At 32.9% G+C, this 19,561-nt stretch carries 16 protein-coding genes; 7 read left to right on the top strand and 9 right to left on the bottom strand.

From position 1 onward, the window contains the following. Nucleotide 1 precedes the first annotated feature (1 nt). The 6 genes from BUA98_RS00150 to BUA98_RS00125 all read left to right on the top strand — a co-directional run bounded on the left by BUA98_RS00150 (nt 2) and on the right by BUA98_RS00125 (nt 7,215). Complete coding sequence (locus BUA98_RS00150; RefSeq protein ID WP_072969668.1) at nt 2-1,993, top strand: DUF3857 domain-containing protein; 1,992 nt, start codon at nt 2-4, stop codon at nt 1,991-1,993. Between the two features lie 2 nt (nt 1,994-1,995). Beyond that, on the top strand, nt 1,996-2,322 hold the full coding sequence (locus BUA98_RS00145; protein WP_012022600.1) for a nucleotide pyrophosphohydrolase: 327 nt from the start codon (nt 1,996-1,998) through the stop codon (nt 2,320-2,322). 134 nt (nt 2,323-2,456) lie between these two features. Continuing rightward, complete coding sequence (gene aroA, locus BUA98_RS00140) at nt 2,457-3,680, top strand: 3-phosphoshikimate 1-carboxyvinyltransferase (RefSeq protein ID WP_072970546.1); 1,224 nt, start codon at nt 2,457-2,459, stop codon at nt 3,678-3,680. Between the two features lie 428 nt (nt 3,681-4,108). After that, nucleotides 4,109-5,158, top strand: coding sequence for a tRNA preQ1(34) S-adenosylmethionine ribosyltransferase-isomerase QueA (gene queA, locus BUA98_RS00135; protein WP_072969667.1), 1,050 nt, complete (start codon nt 4,109-4,111; stop codon nt 5,156-5,158). 173 nt (nt 5,159-5,331) lie between these two features. Continuing rightward, nucleotides 5,332-6,609 carry a kynureninase gene (gene kynU / locus BUA98_RS00130; protein WP_072969666.1) on the top strand — a complete coding sequence of 426 codons (1,278 nt, stop codon included), beginning with the start codon at nt 5,332-5,334 and terminating at the stop codon, nt 6,607-6,609. 180 nt (nt 6,610-6,789) lie between these two features. Then, complete coding sequence (locus tag BUA98_RS00125; protein ID WP_072969665.1) at nt 6,790-7,215, top strand: YMGG-like glycine zipper-containing protein; 426 nt, start codon at nt 6,790-6,792, stop codon at nt 7,213-7,215. A 57-nt stretch (nt 7,216-7,272) separates the two neighbouring features. Here BUA98_RS00125 and BUA98_RS00120 read toward each other — a convergent pair whose 3' ends face one another. After that, nucleotides 7,273-9,084 carry a hypothetical protein gene (locus tag BUA98_RS00120; RefSeq protein ID WP_072969664.1) on the bottom strand — a complete coding sequence of 604 codons (1,812 nt, stop codon included), beginning with the start codon at nt 9,082-9,084 and terminating at the stop codon, nt 7,273-7,275. A gap of 216 nt (nt 9,085-9,300) precedes the next feature. After that, on the bottom strand, nt 9,301-10,863 hold the full coding sequence (locus tag BUA98_RS00115; protein ID WP_072969663.1) for a hypothetical protein: 1,563 nt from the start codon (nt 10,861-10,863) through the stop codon (nt 9,301-9,303). A 117-nt stretch (nt 10,864-10,980) separates the two neighbouring features. Between BUA98_RS00115 and BUA98_RS00110 the strand changes: the two genes are divergently transcribed. Continuing rightward, nucleotides 10,981-13,368, top strand: a complete 2,388-nt coding sequence (locus tag BUA98_RS00110; protein ID WP_072969662.1) for a penicillin acylase family protein — start codon at nt 10,981-10,983, stop codon at nt 13,366-13,368. Nucleotides 13,369-13,461: 93 nt separating this feature from the next. Here BUA98_RS00110 and BUA98_RS00105 read toward each other — a convergent pair whose 3' ends face one another. From BUA98_RS00105 to BUA98_RS00075, 7 genes are all read right to left on the bottom strand, one after another. After that, nucleotides 13,462-13,911: a hypothetical protein gene (locus BUA98_RS00105; RefSeq protein WP_072969661.1), complete on the bottom strand. Its 450-nt coding sequence runs from the start codon at nt 13,909-13,911 to the stop codon at nt 13,462-13,464. 153 nt (nt 13,912-14,064) lie between these two features. After that, the gene (locus BUA98_RS00100) at nt 14,065-15,516 is read right to left on the bottom strand and encodes a serine hydrolase (RefSeq protein WP_072969660.1); all 1,452 of its coding nucleotides are present in this window, start codon (nt 15,514-15,516) and stop codon (nt 14,065-14,067) included. Nucleotides 15,517-15,729: 213 nt separating this feature from the next. After that, entirely contained in the window at nt 15,730-16,230 is a 501-nt protein-coding gene (locus BUA98_RS00095; RefSeq protein WP_072969659.1) for a nuclear transport factor 2 family protein, read from the bottom strand. Beyond that, complete coding sequence (locus BUA98_RS00090; protein WP_072969658.1) at nt 16,227-16,775, bottom strand: nuclear transport factor 2 family protein; 549 nt, start codon at nt 16,773-16,775, stop codon at nt 16,227-16,229. The genes BUA98_RS00095 and BUA98_RS00090 overlap by 4 nt, the downstream gene beginning before the upstream one ends. A 76-nt stretch (nt 16,776-16,851) precedes the next feature. Then, nucleotides 16,852-17,646, bottom strand: coding sequence for a helix-turn-helix domain-containing protein (locus BUA98_RS00085; protein ID WP_072969657.1), 795 nt, complete (start codon nt 17,644-17,646; stop codon nt 16,852-16,854). A gap of 74 nt (nt 17,647-17,720) precedes the next feature. Then, nucleotides 17,721-18,560, bottom strand: a complete 840-nt coding sequence (locus BUA98_RS00080) for an alpha/beta fold hydrolase (protein ID WP_072969656.1) — start codon at nt 18,558-18,560, stop codon at nt 17,721-17,723. Nucleotides 18,561-18,646: 86 nt separating this feature from the next. Then, a complete protein-coding gene (locus tag BUA98_RS00075; protein ID WP_072969655.1) occupies nt 18,647-19,240 on the bottom strand; it encodes a GNAT family N-acetyltransferase in 594 nt (197 codons plus the stop codon). Between the last annotated feature and the right edge of the window lie 321 nt (nt 19,241-19,561).

Below are 19,561 nucleotides of genomic sequence, written 5' to 3'. Positions count from 1 at the left end.
TATGAAATTCCAAAAAATTGTATTTGTTATTGTTTTATTTTTTTGCTTTTCTAAAATTAATGCACAGGACAATAAACTAGGAAAAGTAACGGTTGAAGAATTAAAAGAAAAAGTAAATCGAAAAGACACAACTGCGGCGGCTGCTATTTTGTTTAAAAAAGGAAGAACCTTTTTTACTTATAATAAAAAGAATGGTTTTTCAGCTAATCATGTTTATGAATTTAAAATTAAAATTTATAAAAAGGAAGGACTTCGCTGGGCTGATCAAAAAGTAAGGTTTTATATTGGCTACGAAAAGTTAAACGACGACCAATTGGAGTTTTCACAAGCAATTACTTATAATTTAGAAAATGGAGTAATTGCTAAAACAAAAATGGACAATCAAGGTACTTTTAAGAAAAAGGTAAATAAATACTGGAACGAAAAAACCATAACATTACCAAATGTAAAAGTCGGGTCAATTATTGAATACAAATACATTTTGAAATCAGAGAATATTGTGAAGCTTCCTGATTTTGATTTTCAATATGAAATTCCAGTAGATTATTTTGAATATAAAACGGAGATTCCTGAGTTTTATATCTATAAAACAATTTTAACAGGAGAAACAGCAATAACATCAGATTCTAAACTTGTCTCAGGAGGCCAAAGTTTTGATAACGAACATAATCAGACCAACACGATTTCCTACCAACAAATTAATTCTTTTTACACAGGAAAAGATATTTCGCCATTACTATTTGAACCTTATGTAAATAATATTGATAATTATAAAGGAAGTATTCAATTCGAACTTGAACGGGTTCGATACCCTGATGAGCCTGTAAAGGATTATGCCTTGACATGGGAGGGTGTAGCTTCAACAATTTTTAAGGACAAAGATTTCGGTAAAGAACTCAGCCAAAATGATTTTTTGATAGAAGATGTCAAAACACTTGTAGGCAATGTAGAATCTCTCAATGAAAGATTAAACATTATTTTCAAGTTCGTTCAGAATAAAATGAACTGGAATGAAGAAAACGGTTATTATAGCGATAAAGGAATTGTAAAAGCATATGCGGACCAAACCGGGAACATAGCCGAAATTAATTTTATATTGATCAATATGTTGAAATTGGCCGGTATAGAAGTGAACCCGGTTCTGGTTAGTACTATAGAAAATGGAGTTCCGGTTTATCCTACAAGAACTGGTTTTAATTATGTCATTGTAGCGGCTGAAATTGATGGGAAACAAATTTTGCTGGATGCGACTCATAAATTTACTTCACCCAATATTCTTCCCTTAAATGTTTTAAACTGGAAAGGAAGACTTATTAAGAAAGATGGTACATCGCAGGAAATAGATTTATATCCTGTTTTGTTATCTAAAGAATTTTCTAACACAATTGCCAAATTAGATGCTTCCGGAAAAATAGAAGGGAAAATCAGAGTACAACGAACAGATTATGAGGCTTATCGTTTCAGGATTCAAAATGTCGCTAAAAAGGAGGAAACTTATCTTGAAAAATATGAAGCAGAATTAGGAGATTTAAAGATATCAAATTATGCAATTCAAAATAAGGAAACAAATCTTGTAAATCCTGTTATAGAGAGTTTCTCTTTTAGTTCAGATAATCAATCTGAAATTATAGGTGATAAAATATTTGTAAATCCTCTTTTGTTTTTTACCAGATCTAAAAATCCTTTTACACAGGAAAAAAGACAAATGGCAATTTATTTTGGTTACCCAACGCAGGAAAAAATCAATCTAAATTTAGATATTCCGGAAGGATATATTATAGAATCAATGCCTAAACCTGTCCGTATTTCTTCTGAAGATAAAGAGATAGTTTATAGTTTTAATATTTCCAATGAAGGGAATAAAATTCAAATTAGTTGTTTAAAAGAGATTAACAGTAGTATTTTTGCAGCTGATGAATATACTGGTTTAAAAGAGCTGTTCCAGAAAATGCTTGCCAGTCAAAATGAAAAAATTGTTCTTAAAAAAATATAACGATGGATTTGAAAAATGCCCAACTTGATGTAGATACCTGGATAAAAGAGCACGGTGTTCGCTATTTTAACGAATTGACCAATATGGCGCAACTTACCGAAGAAGTAGGTGAAGTGGCGCGAATTATAGCGCGCAGATACGGAGAACAATCTGAGAAAGAAAGTGACAAAAACAAAGATTTAGGCGAAGAATTGGCTGATGTTGTTTTTGTAGTTTTATGTCTGGCCAACCAAACCGGAATCGATTTACAAGCCGCTTTCGATAAAAAAATGGATTTAAAGTCTGTTCGCGATAAAGACCGCCATAAAAACAATGATAAATTAAAATAATTGTGAAATATCAATCATAAGTTTTGAATTATGAGTTTTGAATTTTGAATTATGAATGGGGAGTGGTAAATTGCACGGCTGAATTATGTTTGCAATCATTCATAATTCATAATTTACAACTTACAATTAAAAAAATGAATTTACTACTTCAAACAACACAACATAATTTACAAGGACAAATTGCAGTAACAGGATCAAAAAGCGAAACGAATCGTTTATTGTTATTAAAAGCACTGTTTCCAAATATAACACTTGCCAATACTTCAAACTCTGATGACAGCGAAGTAATGCAAAAAGCTTTGGTTGGAAATGACGAAATTGTAGATATTCACCATGCCGGAACAGCAATGCGTTTTTTAACTGCTTATTTTGCTGTAAATGAAGGTAGAGATGTTGTAATGACAGGCTCAAGCAGAATGCAGGAACGTCCGATTAAAATTCTGGTGGAAGCTTTGGCGCAATTAGGGGTTGAGATCTCCTATGAAAAAGAAGTAGGTTATCCTCCAATAAAAATCAAAGGAAAAAAAGTCACCGCTTCAAAAGTAACTTTGGCAGCGGATGTGAGCAGTCAATACATTTCGGCACTTTTATTAGTGGCTTCAAAACTAGAAAATGGTTTAGAGCTGACTTTAGAAGGAGAAATTACTTCGATTCCATACATCAAAATGACTTTGGCTTTGCTGAATGATTTAGATATTCAAACTAGTTTTGAAGGAAATGTGATTAAGGTTTATCCAAAAGAAAGTATTGTTTCCAAAGAAATGGTGGTAGAATCAGATTGGAGTTCGGCATCTTATTTTTTCAGTTTGGTGGCTTTAGCCGATACGGCTTCGATAACCTTAACTAGTTATAAAGAGAATAGTTTACAAGGAGATTCTGAACTGGTTTCTCTTTACGAGAAATTAGGAGTAAAAACAACCTTTCAAAACAACAAAATGACCTTGGTAAAACAAGAGAATTTTAAATATGAAACAGTAAATTTCGAATTAAACAATACACCAGATATTGCACAAACTATTGTAGTTACTTGCCTAGGTTTAGGAATAGGTTGTCATTTGACAGGTCTTCATACCTTAAAAATTAAGGAAACTGACAGATTGGAAGCACTTAGAATTGAGCTTACAAAATTGGGAGCTAATATTTCTGTAACAAATGATTCATTGACTTTAACAGCTTCAGAAAACATCAACCATAATGTGAAAATTTCAACCTACAACGATCACCGTATGGCAATGGCATTTGCACCATTAGCACTGAAAGTTCCAATAATCATTGAGGATGCCGGTGTAGTTTCAAAATCATACCCGGATTTTTGGAATGACTTAAAAGCATTAAGTTTCGAAATTTCAGAATTATAAAATTTTCCGCCATATAAGAAAAATAAGTTCATTTAAATAAAATGAGTATAATTTGAATAGCCCCTGGTTTTAACCAGGGGTTTTTATTTTTTTGTCATTTCGACGAAGGAGAAATCACACGCGTAACTCTACAAAGATTGGCGATTTAGATTGGGGAATTTCTAGTGTGATTTCTCCTTCGTCGAAATGACAACATTGTGTTTAAATAATTGAATTTTTGATATTTGAAAATAAGAAATCCAATTTAAATGAACTTATATTTCTTATATGTTAAAAAACAGCAACCCGAAACACCACTAAATCAACGACTTTTGAAAATAAACAGCAAAACACTTGACAACGCCTATCTCACAATCGTATATTTGCACACGATTTATAATTTTAGATATAAAATCTAAGATCTACACTTTAAAATCAACAATTCAAATATGAAATTATCACATTTTCAATTTAATTTACCAAAAGAACTTTTAGCGGAATTTCCAGCAGAAAACAGAGATGAATCTCGTTTAATGGTAATTGATCGTCAAAAACAAACTATAGAACATAAAATGTTTAAAGATGTTATCAATTATTTTGATGACGGAGACGTTTTAATTCTTAATAATACAAAAGTTTTTCCTGCTCGTTTGTACGGAAACAAAGAAAAAACAGGAGCAAGAATTGAAGTTTTCTTATTAAGAGAATTAAATTCTGAGCAACGTCTATGGGATGTTTTAGTTGATCCGGCTAGAAAAATCCGTATCGGAAACAAACTTTATTTTGGTGATGACGATTCATTAGTTGCTGAGGTAATTGACAACACGACTTCTCGTGGTAGAACTTTACGTTTTTTATATGACGGTTCTTACGAAGAATTCAGAAACAAATTGACAGAACTTGGAGAAACTCCAATTCCTAAATACATCAACAGAGAAGTAACTGCTGAAGATGCTGAAAGATACCAAACTATTTATGCGAAAGAAGAAGGAGCTGTAGCTGCACCAACTGCAGGTTTACACTTCTCAAAACACCTTTTGAAAAAATTAGAAATCAAAGGAGTAAACTTTGCTGAAGTAACACTTCACGTTGGTTTAGGAACTTTTAATCCAGTTGAGGTTGAAGATTTATCGAAACACAAAATGGATTCTGAGGAGTTAATCATCAAACAAGAAGCTTGCGATATCGTAAACGAAGCAAAAGCAAAGAAAAAACGTATTTGTGCTGTTGGAACAACTTCAATGCGTGCTATTGAAAGTTCAGTTTCTTCTCAAAATACTTTAAATCCTTATGAAGGATGGACAAATAAATTTATTTTTCCTCCTCACGATTTTAGTATTGCAAACTGTATGATCACAAATTTCCACACACCAAAATCAACATTATTAATGATGATTTCAGCTTTCTGTGGACATGATTTAATGAAAAAAGCATACGACGAAGCGATCAAAGAAGGATACAAATTCTATTCCTACGGAGATGCGATGTTAATTATCTAATCTGAAATTAGAGATATATAAGAAACCTGTCAGTGATGACGGGTTTTTTGTTTTTAAAAGTGTTTTTTTTGTTTCAAGTTTCAGGTTTCAAGTTGTGCTCAACGTTAAACTTGAAACCTGAAACTTGAAACAAAAGAAACATTTTCCTATTTTTACGCCTCAAAACAAAAACAATGACTTTTCAAAATACACGCGAATTCGCACGAGAGCTTGATTCGCAAGACACTTTAAATCACTATCAGGAGCAATTTATTTTCCCGAAAGTGAATGATAAACGAGTAATTTATTTCACAGGAAATTCTTTAGGATTACAACCAAAACACACCAAAGCTTATATTGATGAAGTGATGAACGACTGGGCAGAATTGGCTGTCGAAGGCCACTTTTACGCACAAAAACCATGGTGGGATTACCAAGAAAGATTCGCAGAACCGTTAAGTAAAATTGTAGGTGCTTTGCCTTCAGAAGTTACTGTAATGAACACTTTGACTGTGAACCTTCATTTATTGATGGTTTCTTTTTATCAGCCAAAAGGCAAACGTTATAAAATTATCTGCGAAGAAAAAGCTTTTCCGTCAGATCAATATATGTTTCAGAGCCAGGTTCATTTTCATGGATATAAACCAGAAGATGCGATTGTAGAAATTAAACGTCGTGAGGGCGAACATAATATTCGTCTGGAAGATGTTTTAGCAAAAATTGAAGAAGTTGGCGATGAGTTAGCTTTGGTTTTAATAGGAGGCGTAAACTATTACACCGGACAAGTTTTTGATATTAAAACCATTACTGCTGCCGGGCACAAAGCGGGTGCAAAAGTAGGTTGGGATTTAGCGCATGCAGCAGGAAACATAAAATTAGAACTTCACGATTGGAATGTTGATTTCGCTGCCTGGTGCAGTTATAAATACATGAACTCAGGACCAGGAAATGCTTCTGGATGTTTCGTTCACGAAAAACATCATAATGATCCAGATTTACCAAGATTTGCCGGTTGGTGGGGACATAATAAAGAACGCCGCTTTAAAATGGAACCAACTTTCGATCCCGTTCATGGAGCAGGAGGATGGCAAATTAGTAATCTTCCGGTACTTTCATTAGCACCATACTTAGCATCAGTAGAAATGTTTGCTGAAGTTGGAATGGATGCTTTAATTGCAAAAAGAGATCATATTACCTCTTACCTGGAATTCATTTTACATGAAATAGATAAAGAAGTGAAAGGTAATTTTGAAGTTATTACACCTTCTAATCCTTTGGAAAGAGCATCTCAATTGTCTGTTTTTTTGCATGGAGAAGGAAGAAGCTTATTCGATTATTTAATGAAAAACGGAGTTATTACAGACTGGCGTGAGCCAAATGTAATTCGTTTAGCACCAGTTCCTTTATATTGTTCTTATGAAGACATGTACGACTTTGGACAAATTCTGAAAAAAGGAATTTTAGGAAAATAGTATAAAAGAAAGAATCTCGCAAAGCCGCAAAGAAAACTTAAAAAGAAAACTTTGCGGCTTTGCGACTTTGCGAGATTAATTTTTACAACCAGTAATTCTGTAACCTTTCTTCCAAATCTTATAACATCGAAAAATAAGATCTTCTTTACTTTGTAATGTATAATCATTAAAAGTATAATCATGAAAGCCTTATATATATTATTTGCCGCATTATCTATTGTTTCTTGTCAAAACCAAGGAAAAGAAGATGTCAATAAAGCCAAACAAGCCAGCATTGATTCAATGAAAGTTGAGATTAATAAACAGCGTGTTATTGATTCCATGAAAACGGAAATGGCGCAAATGCAAGAAGAGCATAAAGTAGAAGCGCAAAAAGTTGTAGTGGTACATCAACAAGACGGAACTGCAACAACAACCACAACGACTAAAAAGAAGGGTTGGAGTTCAACTGCTAAAGGTGCTGTAATTGGTGCTGGAGTTGGTGCCGCAACTGGTGCAATTATAAGTAAGAAAAAAGGTGAAGGTGCTATTATTGGAGGTTTGGCCGGAGCCGGAGTTGGTGCGGGAACGGGAGCGATAATTGATGGCAGTAAAAAGAAAGAATAGAAATATTTTAAAATAAAATAAAACCCCGATTTAGATTTCTAGATCGGGGTTTCTCTTTTATACCATTTCAGGAACTGGAATCTTTATAGAAGTTAATTCCAATTTATAAAAATCGATCTGATATTTAATTTTTTCTGTCTCGCTTTTGAAATAGAAAGTAGATTCAAACAAATTGTGATAATATTCAATTCCTTCTAAAAGGTTTGCTTTGAAACTATTCAATTTCTTAAGCTGATTGCTGGTGATTTCACCTGAAATAGTTTCAATTTCATTTCTGAAATATTCAACATACATTTTCAATTCCTTTACAAACAGATTAGGGCGATTATTAGCCCTTAAAATAGACTTATTTCCATAAATGTGTTCTACCATATGTTTTAAAGAAACTTCCTGATCAAAATAGGCCATATTGGGTCCAGGACAAATTACAACACCTTGCGCCTGACCTTTTATTTTGATATCATTTTCTAAATACGAGGAATTGGCCAAACCAACACATAAACACGATTTCTCTGTAATTTTTATTTTTGATTTTTCAAAAGCATCAGCCGAAAGAGTTTCTTTTTTATTTTCTAATTCTGCTAATTTGATATCCTGATATTTTTTGGATGCAGTACAAATTCCGTGTGCATCATATTCTTTGCTTAAAGCCAGAAATTTTTTTGGGCACGAGCTTCCTGCTTTATTCTCCTGAATTCGTTTCTGTTTCAAAATTTCATTTGTTGTTCCTTTCAAAGTATTAAACGGAACTCCTAAAGGTGAAATATGGCTTAAATATAAATCTCTTTCTTTGGCTTTAATTAATAAATTTCGGGTGGTCTGATCGACAGAAGTGGCTTCGGGAACTAGTAAAAATGGAGTGCCCCAGCCAACAGAATCGACATTGTAACTATTTAATAAAAATTCATGTTCTTCTGAAGTTCCTACGCCGCCCTGAACCGTAATTTTTAGATGTAAAGGCTGGTCAGGAAAAGACGCTCCTTTTTGCTGTAATGCCTTTACCATTAAGTTGTGTGCCGATTCAACTAGTTCTTCTTTTTTCTGTTTGAATTCTTCCAAAATAGTACCCAATAAAAGTCCGTCAGTAGCAAAAGCGTGTCCTCCACAATTTAGACCTGATTCAATTCGATATTCAGAAACCCAAAGTCCTTTTTTTGCTAAAAAATTGCCCTGAATCATAGCCGATCTAAAATCACTTACTTTTAAAATAATCTTCTTTTTAAGCTGATTATTTTCATTCGGAAAGAAATCTGGAAAATTCTCAAAATAACTGTAAAGCCTTGGATTCATTCCCGCAGAAAGCACAACTGATGATTCAAGATTACTGTTTGCAAAACCTCTTAAGGCCGCATGCGCATCATTAAATTCAAGCGGTAATTGTTCATCTTTAATGAAATTATCCTTGTCTAACTTCGTCATAATGTTCACATCAATTTCTCCAACAGAAAGATGTGATTCAATATAAGTTTGAATATTTTCTTTGAACGAAATCCCATCTTCAAGTAAATTTTGGAAACCTTTTTTGATGTCTGAGGTATTGGGTAACATTGACATAAAGTTCTCCAAAGAAGTTTTACTTTCAGCTAGTTCTGTTTTAAAACTTTCAAATTTTTGTTTGACAATTTTGTCTACTAAATTGAGGTAAGACGTAATTCTTTCTGCTCTGTAATCGTGAAATTTCTGACTTATTTCTTCATAAGGAAAATTAAATTTGGTGCTGTAGAAATTACGCATCTTCTCAATCAGATCATCATCTGCAATAGAGATTACCGATGAAATTCCATATTGCGCTACTCTAATCGGACTGTCAATCGTATAAGCAAGCCCCATCACCGGAATATGAAAAGTATGTAAGGGTGTTTTTTTCATTTGTTTTCAATTAAAATAAAAACAAATGTTAGAAAAAGGATTTTTATAAAACCTGATAAATGTCAGGTTTGAGATTCTCATTTTCACAATCTTGTCATTCCGAGGAACGAGGAATCCCCGCAAGAAACTCTACAATCAAAATCGCCAATCTTTGTCGAGCTACTTGCGGGGATTCCTCGTTCCTCGGAATGACAAACATAAATGAGTATATTGAATCTAAATCAAAATCTTCTTCAACGATTCTGCAATGCTTCTCCATAAAAAGTTGTAGAATGATTTTTCCTGAATTCGTTCCAATTCAACATCAGCCGTTTTTGCTTTTTCTTTTGAATCATTTTTGACTAGTAAATTAACAATCGCAGATTTTAGTTTAGCTTCTTTTTCAGGATTTTTTTTCTTGAATAACTTAACTTTTAAATCGTCATAATCTAAAGAAGCATTTCCTTTTGAAATATTGTCATTTCCGTAGAAATTAAAACGGTATTTATTAAAAACACCCGTGAATGAAGCATTCATATAAGGCTTGCTAAATTGCCCCATAGCGTTCACATCAAAATTTGAAATAACGCCCTGAATATGAAAACTGTCTTTTTGATCCAGGACATTAAAACTCCAATCAACATCTAATGGAGAAGTTTTCATGAATTGACAATTGATTTTAATCTTCACATCAGCCGTCTTTTTTAAACCAAAACCACTTCGAAGATTGGTTGCCTGCAAATTAAAATGATCAAAGTTTAATTTTCCGGGACCTTTAGAAAAGTCCATTTCTTCTTCGTAAACCAATTTTGATTTTAGAACTTGTAAAGTATCAATTTGCAGCGGGAATTTAAGGTTTCGCAATAAATGATTATAAAGATATTTTTTACTTAAATCATCTTTTGGCATTTTTCCGCGATAAATATTGGCATCAAAATGATTCATCACAACCGAATTTGCCTTGAAGAAAAAACGATCATTTTTAAATCCCCAATCCATTTTGTTGATGTGGACGGAGTCTACTTTTACCGTATAAATGTCTTTTTCTTTTTCTAATTTTTGAACAAAGGTTTTTCGGTTATACTCGGGTAACATCGAAAAATTCTTTACTTTCAAAAAATTGTTTTCCGTGCTTATTTTACTAACATCCATTCGATAAAAGTGATTGGGTTTATAGTATAAACTATCGCAAACCAAAACATATTTTTCAAAATGCATTGGGATTTTTTCTTTTAAGGTTGCATCGGTAATTAAAATGCCTTCGAGTTTCAGTAGAATATTTTTAACGCTGAAAATAGGTTTGTTATTTTTCAAATAAACAACATCAATGCTTCCGTCATTCAGATAAATATTAGAAACAGCAACTACTTTTCGAAAAGGTTCGATAATTTCAGTTCGAATGCTTTTACTATTGTTTAAAAGCTTATCATTCTTTTTATATAAAATAACTCTGGGTTTATTAATGATGATACTTTCAGCCTGTATAACATCGCGAAAAGCTAAATCCCAAATATTAAAATGCTTGATTGTAATCGATTCGATTTTAGAATAGATTCCCGTTTTTATTCTCGTATTTTCAAGCTGATTTTTTGGATGGACTAGTAAAGTTTGAGCGTAAATATTTCTCGACCAAAGTGAAACTTCAATTTTTTCGTAATTAATATGATAAGCGGTTTTGTTTTTCTCTTCAATAATAATCGGTAGTTGCTTTTTGATCCAATAGTTGAGTCCGAAATTGATTAAAAGCACAAAAACGAAGATTGAAATTACACCGATCGCTATTTTTTTGTAGATTGACATTTATCGTATTGATTTTAAATATAAATTTAGGCTTTTAAAAAATAGTGTTCCTTACAGGATTTTGTCTATAAGTTACATCATTACCGAATCATTTTTATCGCTATATTTTTTTTGAATATGAAGAAAATTAAAAAAATCCTGCTGGTTTTAGTTATCATAATTGTGCTTTTGGGAATAGGTTTATGTGCCTATATTTTTCATTTGAAACCTAAATATGAAGGTGAATTACTGCTGAAAAACCTTCAGAAAGAAACAACAGTTTATTTTGATGATTTTGGAGTTCCGCACATTTATGCCGATTCTGAAAAAGATGCCATGACAGCTCTGGGTTATGTTCATGCTCAGGAAAGATTATGGCAAATGGAATTGTTACGCAGAATTGCACCAGGAAGATTATCAGAAATATTCGGATCAGTTGCGCTTAAGAATGATATGTTTTTCTCAGGAATTGGTATAGAAGAAGCATCGGCGAAAGCCATTGCCAAATTAGATAAAAACAGTGAAAGCTATAAGTTAACGATGGCGTATCTGGACGGCCTAAATCAATATTTAGAAGAAGGAGTAACACCAATCGAATTCACGTTGGTAGGTGTAAAAAAAGAAAAATTTACAATAAAAGACGTTTATAATATTTTTGGATATATGTCTTTCAGTTTTGCCATGGCTCAAAAAACAGATCCTTTATTGACTGATCTTCGAGCGAAGTATGGTGCTGCATATATAAAAGATTTAGGAATTGAAGGAGAATTTAATGCAACCAAAATCAGAAGCTCAAAGGAGAATCTGGAAGAGTACAGCGAGATTTCAAAATCAGTTGCAAGTTTGTTGGATAAATCTCCAATACCGCCATTTGTTGGTAGTAACAGTTGGGTAGTAGGACCAAATAGAACAAAAAACAAAAAAGTTATTTTTGCAAATGATCCGCATATTGGGTTTTCGCAGCCGGCAACCTGGTACGAGGCACATATTGTAACTCCAAAACATGAATTGTACGGTTGTTATTTAGCGGGAACGCCATTTCCGTTATTGGCACACAACCGCGATTATGCTTACGGTTTAACGATGTTTGAAAATGATGATATCGATTTTTATCAGGAAACAAACAAAACGGATGATGCAAATCAATATAAGACGCCAACGGGTTTTGCTGCTTATGAATCAAGAAAAAAGACCATTAAAATAAAAGATACTGCAGATGTTGTTTTGACGGTTAAATCAAGTCGACACGGCCCAATTATAAATGATGTATTAACGAACCTGAAAAGCAAAAAGCCGATCGCCATGTCATGGATTTATACCCAACAACCCATTCAGATTCTGGATGCCGTTTATGGGCTATCACATGCGAAAAGCAAAGACGATTTTAGAAAGGCAGTACAATTGGTTGCTGCTCCGGGATTGAATGTTATGTACGGAGATGCCAAAGGAAATGTCGCATGGTGGGCAACAGGAACGCTTTACAAACATAACAAAGGAGTAAATTCATTTTTTATCTTAGATGGCGCAACTGGACAAGATGATATTACAGAATATTTAGATTTCAGTAAAAACCCATCGGCTGAAAATCCAAAATGGGGTTATGTATATTCAGCAAATAATCAACCGGAAGCTGTTGATGGTTATTTGTATCCGGGTTATTATTTACCTGAAGATCGCGCCAAAAGAATTTCAGGTTTAATGGATGCGAAATCAGATTGGGACAAAGAAGCAATTAGTAAAATGATTTTTGATAATACCTCTTTTGTTGCGACGGGTGTTGTTCAAAATTTAATTGCAAATCTGGATGCTAAGATGATTTCGGCTGAAGAAAAAAAAGTGCTGAATGTTTTGAAGGCATGGAGAGGAACTACAAATTTAGAAGACGTTGCGCCAACGATTTACAACAAATGGATTTATTTGTATTTGAAAAATACCTTTGAAGACGAAATGGGTAAGGAAGATTTTAATATCTTTCTCGGAACGCATTTAGGGAAACAAATTATTGCGAGACAAATTGTTAATGAGAATTCACTTTGGTGGGACAATATCAAAACAAAAAATGTCAAAGAGACCAGAAATCAAATTGTTTCAAAATCGTTTCATGACGCCGTTTCAGAACTTACAACGCAATTAGGCAGTACAATTGCAGACTGGAATTGGGGAAAAGTGCATACAGTTGAACACGAGCATCCGCTTGGAAAAGTAGCGGCACTTCGCAAATTGTTTAATGTTGGACCATTCGCTGCTCCCGGATCAAATGAAGTTATTAACAACCAGTTTTTTGGTTTTAATGATGAAGGAAAGTATTATGTAAAAGGCGGCCCTTCAACCAGAAGAGTCATAGATTTCTCTGATATTGAAAACAGCTGGAGTATTATTCCAACCGGACAATCAGGAAATCCATTTAGTGAACATTATCACGATCAGGCTGAAATGTTTAATGCAGGGAAATTCAGAAAAATGAAATTAAATAAAGAGGAGATTATAAAAACGTCAACAAAATTGGTTTTGAAGCCGAAAAAGTAATAGTTTCAAGTTTTCTTTGTTTCAGGTTTCAAGTTAAGGTTCTAAGGTTAGTATAAAAACCTTAGAACCTTAGTGTCTTAGAATCTTAGTACCTTACTTAGAAATATATTTCCCCTTAACAATATCATTCGCGAAAATATTCAGATTATTAAGCAACACTTTATTTGTTGTCATAATGTTTGTGGTCTGATATGCGGTATCTTTTTCATAAGCTTTTAATATAGTCTCTAATTCGACTTCATCATAAAAAGCAAAAATATTGTAGATAGCGTCTCTGAAATTTTTGTAGTTGATACTTTCTGTAATTTCCATTGCTTTTTGCTCATTCCAGCCTTCTTTGGCAGAAGCCTCATTTATTTTAGTTAAGCAATAATCAACAACATAAGTTTTATAATGCGCCGCTTCGATAATTCTGTCGACTATAATTTTATTTTGCTGAGTCGGCATTGCCGGAGGTGAAGGATTTGTCTGAGAAATACAAATATTAGTAATAAACACACATAGCGCTGACGCCAGAAAGGCAGGCTTTTTTAGATTTTTCATAGGTTATTGTAATGTTTTTGGGCAGGGCTAAAATAGTATTTTTTACGATAAATTATCTAACTTGATTGTTAGAAATTGTAACAAAAAAAACCTCGATGATTACCGTTTTTAAATTGGTAACCATCGAGGTTGGTTTGTTGTTTTTTAAAATTATTATTTTGAGATTTCTGCTAAAACCTTTTTCCCTGCTTCATTTTTTGGATCCAGTTCAACAGATTTTGTATAATTCGCAATAGCCAAATTTTTGTTCCCATCAGCTAAATATGCTTCGCCGAGACTGTCATAAACATTTCCTGATTTAGGAAAATTTTCTACATTAATCTTAAAGGCTTCAATAGCCTCTTTCTTTTTTCCACTTTGCAATAATACATACCCAACCCTGTTAATATCAGCTTCTTTAATGCCATAAGTTGGATCTTTTTTCAATTTATTATAAAGTGCTGTCCCAGCAACAGCTCCTTCTTCAGTATAAACATTTAAAAGTTCAACTGCCAGTGATTTTTTTGGTTCATTAAAAGGCTGATAGTATAAAATAGCTCTGATACTCTCGTTCATTTCACTTAAAATTGTTCCGCCAGTATTATTTAATAAGACGACTAAGTTTTTATCTGCAGGAACTCGCGAAATAATGGTATTGAATCCATTGATGCCTCCTCCGTGTTCAATAATTTTCAATTTAGCTTTTTCTCCGTTTGGAGCTTCTTCTAAAAACCAGCCATATCCATAAGAATCATTACCACCTGTACTAATATATGGTTTAAATAAGGATTCCATTGATTTTGGAGAAAGCAATTTAGTAGTATAAAGTGCCTGATCCCAAAGGTATAAATCTTCAACAGTTGAGTATAAAGATCCTGCCGCATAAGGAAGACTCATATCTAAATAAGCAGAATTGACGATTTTTTTACCTTGTTTTTCATAACCTGCCGCTCTGTTTTTAAGTATAACGTCACTGTGATCATATCCTGTATTAACCATTTTTAAGGGCGTTAGAATGGTTTCTTGTAAATATTGCTCATAGGTTTTTCCTGAAACTTTTTCAATAATATATCCCAACAAAAAATAACCGGAATTGCTATAATTGAATTTTTCGCCAGGTGTAAATTCAAGTGGCAAACTTGAAAAAGTTTTTACAAATTCTTCAGGCGAATATGGATTTCTACTTTTCTCTTTAAAGAAATTCGGAGCTGAAGTATAGTTTGGAATTCCGGATGTATGCGTTAGTAAATGATGAATGGTTATTTTATCCCCATTTGCTTTCGGGTAATCTGGTAAATAAGTGCTGATGGGAACATCAAGTTTCAATTTTCCATCTTCGGCTAATTTAACAAGTAAGAAAGCTGTGAACTGTTTACTGATAGAGCCTAATCTGAATTTAGTGTCGGGTTGGTTTTGAATATTCCACTCCATATTGGCAGAACCGTATCCTTTTTTGAAAATGACTTTTCCGTTTTCAGATACAAGCGCAGATCCGTTAAATTGTCCGTACTCATTGTATTTGCTTAAAAGCTGATCGATTTTTTTTGCCTTGTCCTGAGCAATGGCAGTAAATGTAAACAGCAGTGCGGTAAGGCATACTGTTAGTAGTTTGATTGATTTGTTCATGGTGATTGATGATTATTGATTAAGGTTTTTGATTGATGATTGAAACTGCTTAATCATCTGTTTTTTAATTTGTTATACGAATGTACGAATTAAAAATGATGATGATGTTCGTGTTTGATTCTTGTTAGACGATTCAAATTCGATTTGGTTTCAAAGCAATCAACTTTTTTTTGTTTTTCTCTAAAAAATAAAATTATAGGACAAAAAAAAGAGCTATTTTTTAATAGCTCTATGTTCATAACTAACAATTCTTTTTAGTATCCAATCACTGCCTTTTCGTTCCCAAATATGAATGAATTTTCCAGTTCCGCTAGGCTTTCCATCAACATAAAAAGTGTGTTCGCCAATTTGTACGGCTCCAAAATCACCTAATTTATCAATGGTACACGAGTTTAATTTTCGGGTCAGTTTCTCAGATCTTCCACATTTATCTAATAATGATTTAATTTCATTTCCTTTAGAGGTATTTAATCCGGAACGGTCGTCGTAAAATTCTATATCGTCAGCTATTATTTTTTTGAAAAGTGCAGCATCACATTGATTAAAAGAAACATCGAATAATAAACTGTCCATTTTCATAATTTCTGTTTTTAAAACATCCATTTTTAGAACTTCACTATTGGTTTGTGCTTTTGCTTCTCTGCTTAAAAATAGCATGAAAAGAATTAATATATTCATCATGGGTTCCATAGTTTTGATTGTATCAGTTTTCATTTTATTTCTTTTAAATGTTGTTTCTCATTATCTTCTAGTTTATGATCGTAGCTAAAAGATCTCGCCAATTTCCAGACTCCATTTTTAAGAAGCCAAACGTGAGTAAATTTTGCAATACTTCCGGGCTTGTCTTTTTGGCCTGGAGAAATTTCAGAAAATTGATGAATTCCAATCTGTAGAGCACCATACAAAGCGCCATTTTTTGTTAACGGATAAATTTCGGTACTGTTTGTTTTTAAGTCTCTTCTAACCTTGTAATTTTTACCGGGAAGACAAATACCTTTTTTTAAATTGACTAAAAAGAGTTCTTTGTCAGAAATACTATCCTGATCATGGTAAAATTCAAAATCGTCGCTAAAAAGGTTTTCGAACTGAGAGATGTCGCAAGTATTGAAACCAACATTAAAAAGAAGGCTGTCTTTGGACATAATAGTTTTGTACAATTCAGAATTTTTTTGTTCTTGCGAAAATCCACAGTGAACCTGGAAGAACTGGATTCCAATTAAAATAGTTTTTAACTGGAGAAAGGATGGATTGATTTTCATTTTGTAATTGATTATGATTGATGATTTTACAAAATTAAATCAATCCTAATTATCAAAATTGTATAAATGCGAAATCTTACCTTTTTTTGGAAAGAAAATACAAATCCGAATTGAACATTTTTGGAGTTGTTTTCGTCACATCTTTAAATTGCTTTATAAAATGAGACTGATCAAAATATTGGTTATACAGTGCAACATCGGTTAGTTTTAATTTGTCTAAACCAGAATTTACCATTTGATCAACCGATTTTCTGAATTTAAGAATCTGAATGTATTTTTTAATCGTAAGTCCGGTTGCTGATTTAAATTTAATTTGAAGTATTCGCTGAGAAGCACTTAAACTTTTCCCAATTTCTGAAACCGAAATTTCTTCATTATGAAGTTTGATAGTTTCGCAGATTTTTTCAATTGTATTTTTCGAGGTATTAATAGCATCTAATTCTTCGAAATAAGTATTAATAGTGCTCAATAAAACTGTGATATCGCTTTTTAAATTCGTTTTAAAAGGCAATTCAACGGAATCGATTTTGAGTATAGAATTGGTAAAACTGTTTAAATCATATTTTGGAAAAAACGAAAGTGTCCAGGCGTGTAATTGTATAATGGTAACTTTAGTTTCTGGCTGGATATTAACCAAAACTTTATTGGTCATTTGCGAACAAAAGTAAAAACCTTCATTCATTAGATATTTATTTTTGCTGGTATGAACTTCGATAGCATTCCCGCTTACAATAGCGAGATTAAAACAGCCATTGGGTAAAACGAGTTTGTTTTCAATCAGGCTTTCGCCGATGCTGTTGTCGAGACACCAAATTTTATTCACGAACCGCTCGCAAGTTTTGCTGACATAATGTTCTGAATATAGGTTCATTTGGATGTTTGCTAAAAATTAAGTTAAGGCATTAGATTAAAAGGGAAAGGCTGAATTAACAGCCTTTCTTATAATTATCTTTTAACTTTCCCTGTAAATATATCAATAGTCGAAGTTTTCTTAAAAGGCTCGTTGAAAAAACTTAGCACCACTAAATTAAAAAGTTCTGGTTTTTCATAGGAACCAAAATGAGTTGCTCCCGGCATTACAAAAAAGTTAGAGTTTTCGATGTTGCTAAAGATCTCAATAGAATGTTCTAATGTAATGGCATCTCTGTCACCCGACATGATCAAAACAGGACATTTTATTTTTTGCAAATCTTTATCTTTAATATCTGGCTGATAAGCTAATAGTGTGTAAAGGTTTTTAGTTCTCGGATCTTTTGTTGCTTTCAAGGTATCCATTACAAGTTTGTCGATTTCTGGGTAAACAGCTTTTTTGCCCGGATATAAATTGGCACCAAAAGCCGCTAATTTTGAGACTTTGTCAGGATTATGAATCGCTAAAAGTAAACCCAAAATTCCACCATCGCTTTGTCCCCAAACGTTAGCGTTTTTGATTTTAAGTGAATCTAATAAAACGCTTACATCATTTGCCATTTGATTGTAATTTAATTGTTTATTCGAATTGTCAACCGATTTTCCATGACCTCTGCTGTCAATAGCTATTACCTGAAAGTATTTTTTGAAATACTCAATTTTTTTGCTGTGTCCTTTAATAGAACCGCCATTTCCATGAAGTAAAACTAATGGTGTTCCGCTTCCATAAACTTCATAGTACATCTGCATACCGTTGATCTGTTTGAAATTTCCGGCGTCTTTATTATTTCCATACGGTATTGGAGTTTCGGTTTGAGCTGAAAGTTCTGCAAAAGTTAGAAAGAGAACTGCAAATAAAAGGAATGGTTTTTTCATGTTTTTGGTTTATTGAAAATAATGATTAATCTCTAATGGTATTAGACGACTTAATTCTTTTTTTGTTTCAAATTGAATTTGTTTTTCTATAGAAACTCTTCAAAATAGTGTCGTTTAGTAGTTTTCCATTCCTCCAAAATTACACTAAAATAAACATCATCTTTACTCTTTCCTTCAGAATCAATATAATTATTTCTAAAGATTCCTTCTTTAACTGCACCCAATTTTTCAATCGCTCTTTGTGATTTTTTGTTTTCCAAGTCAGCGCTAAATTGTATTCTTCTGAATTGAATATTTTCGAAACCAAAATTCAGTAACTCGTATTTACAAGCTTTGTTTAAACCTGTTCCCTGAAATGCTTTTCCGTACCACGTCCAGCCAATTTCGCATTTTTGACTGGCATGATTTAAGTACCCATATCTTGTACTTCCTGCAACTTTATTTGTCGCTTTGTCAATGATTAGAAAAGGATAACAAATTCCGTCTGCTTTTTGTTTTAAGGTATTTGTTATATAGTTTTCGAAGTCAGTTTCAGTTCGCACGTACATTCCCATATATTTCCAAATTTCATCATGGAAAATAATTTCTTTGAGTTCGATGTTTCTTTCGTTTTCAAAAGGGAGTAATAAAACGTTTTCGTTTTCTAAAATGATATTTGATTGTAATAATTGGCTGTTCATTGGTTTTAGGTTTTAGTACAAAAGCACAAAGTTTTTAGCTCAATCTTGTCATTTCGACGTAAGGAGAAATCACACGCGAAACTCTACAAAGATTGGTGATTTTGTTTGGCGGAATTTCTAGTGTGATTTCTCCTTACGTCGAAATGACAAAAAAGGTGTTTTTGTGAGATTATTTTCTCAAGCGAAAGTAGTTCTTTTCTAATTTCTAATAAATCTGTAAAAACGGGATTTTGTTATGAAAACGAGTCTTGCATGAGGGATAGGAGCGGTATCTCACGATTTAGAAAAACAAGGCTTTTTAGCCGTAGTTTTTGTTAATCG

This window comes from Flavobacterium saccharophilum, assembly GCF_900142735.1.
Lineage (GTDB): Bacteria > Bacteroidota > Bacteroidia > Flavobacteriales > Flavobacteriaceae > Flavobacterium > Flavobacterium saccharophilum.
This window is presented reverse-complemented; position numbering and strand designations above follow the sequence as displayed.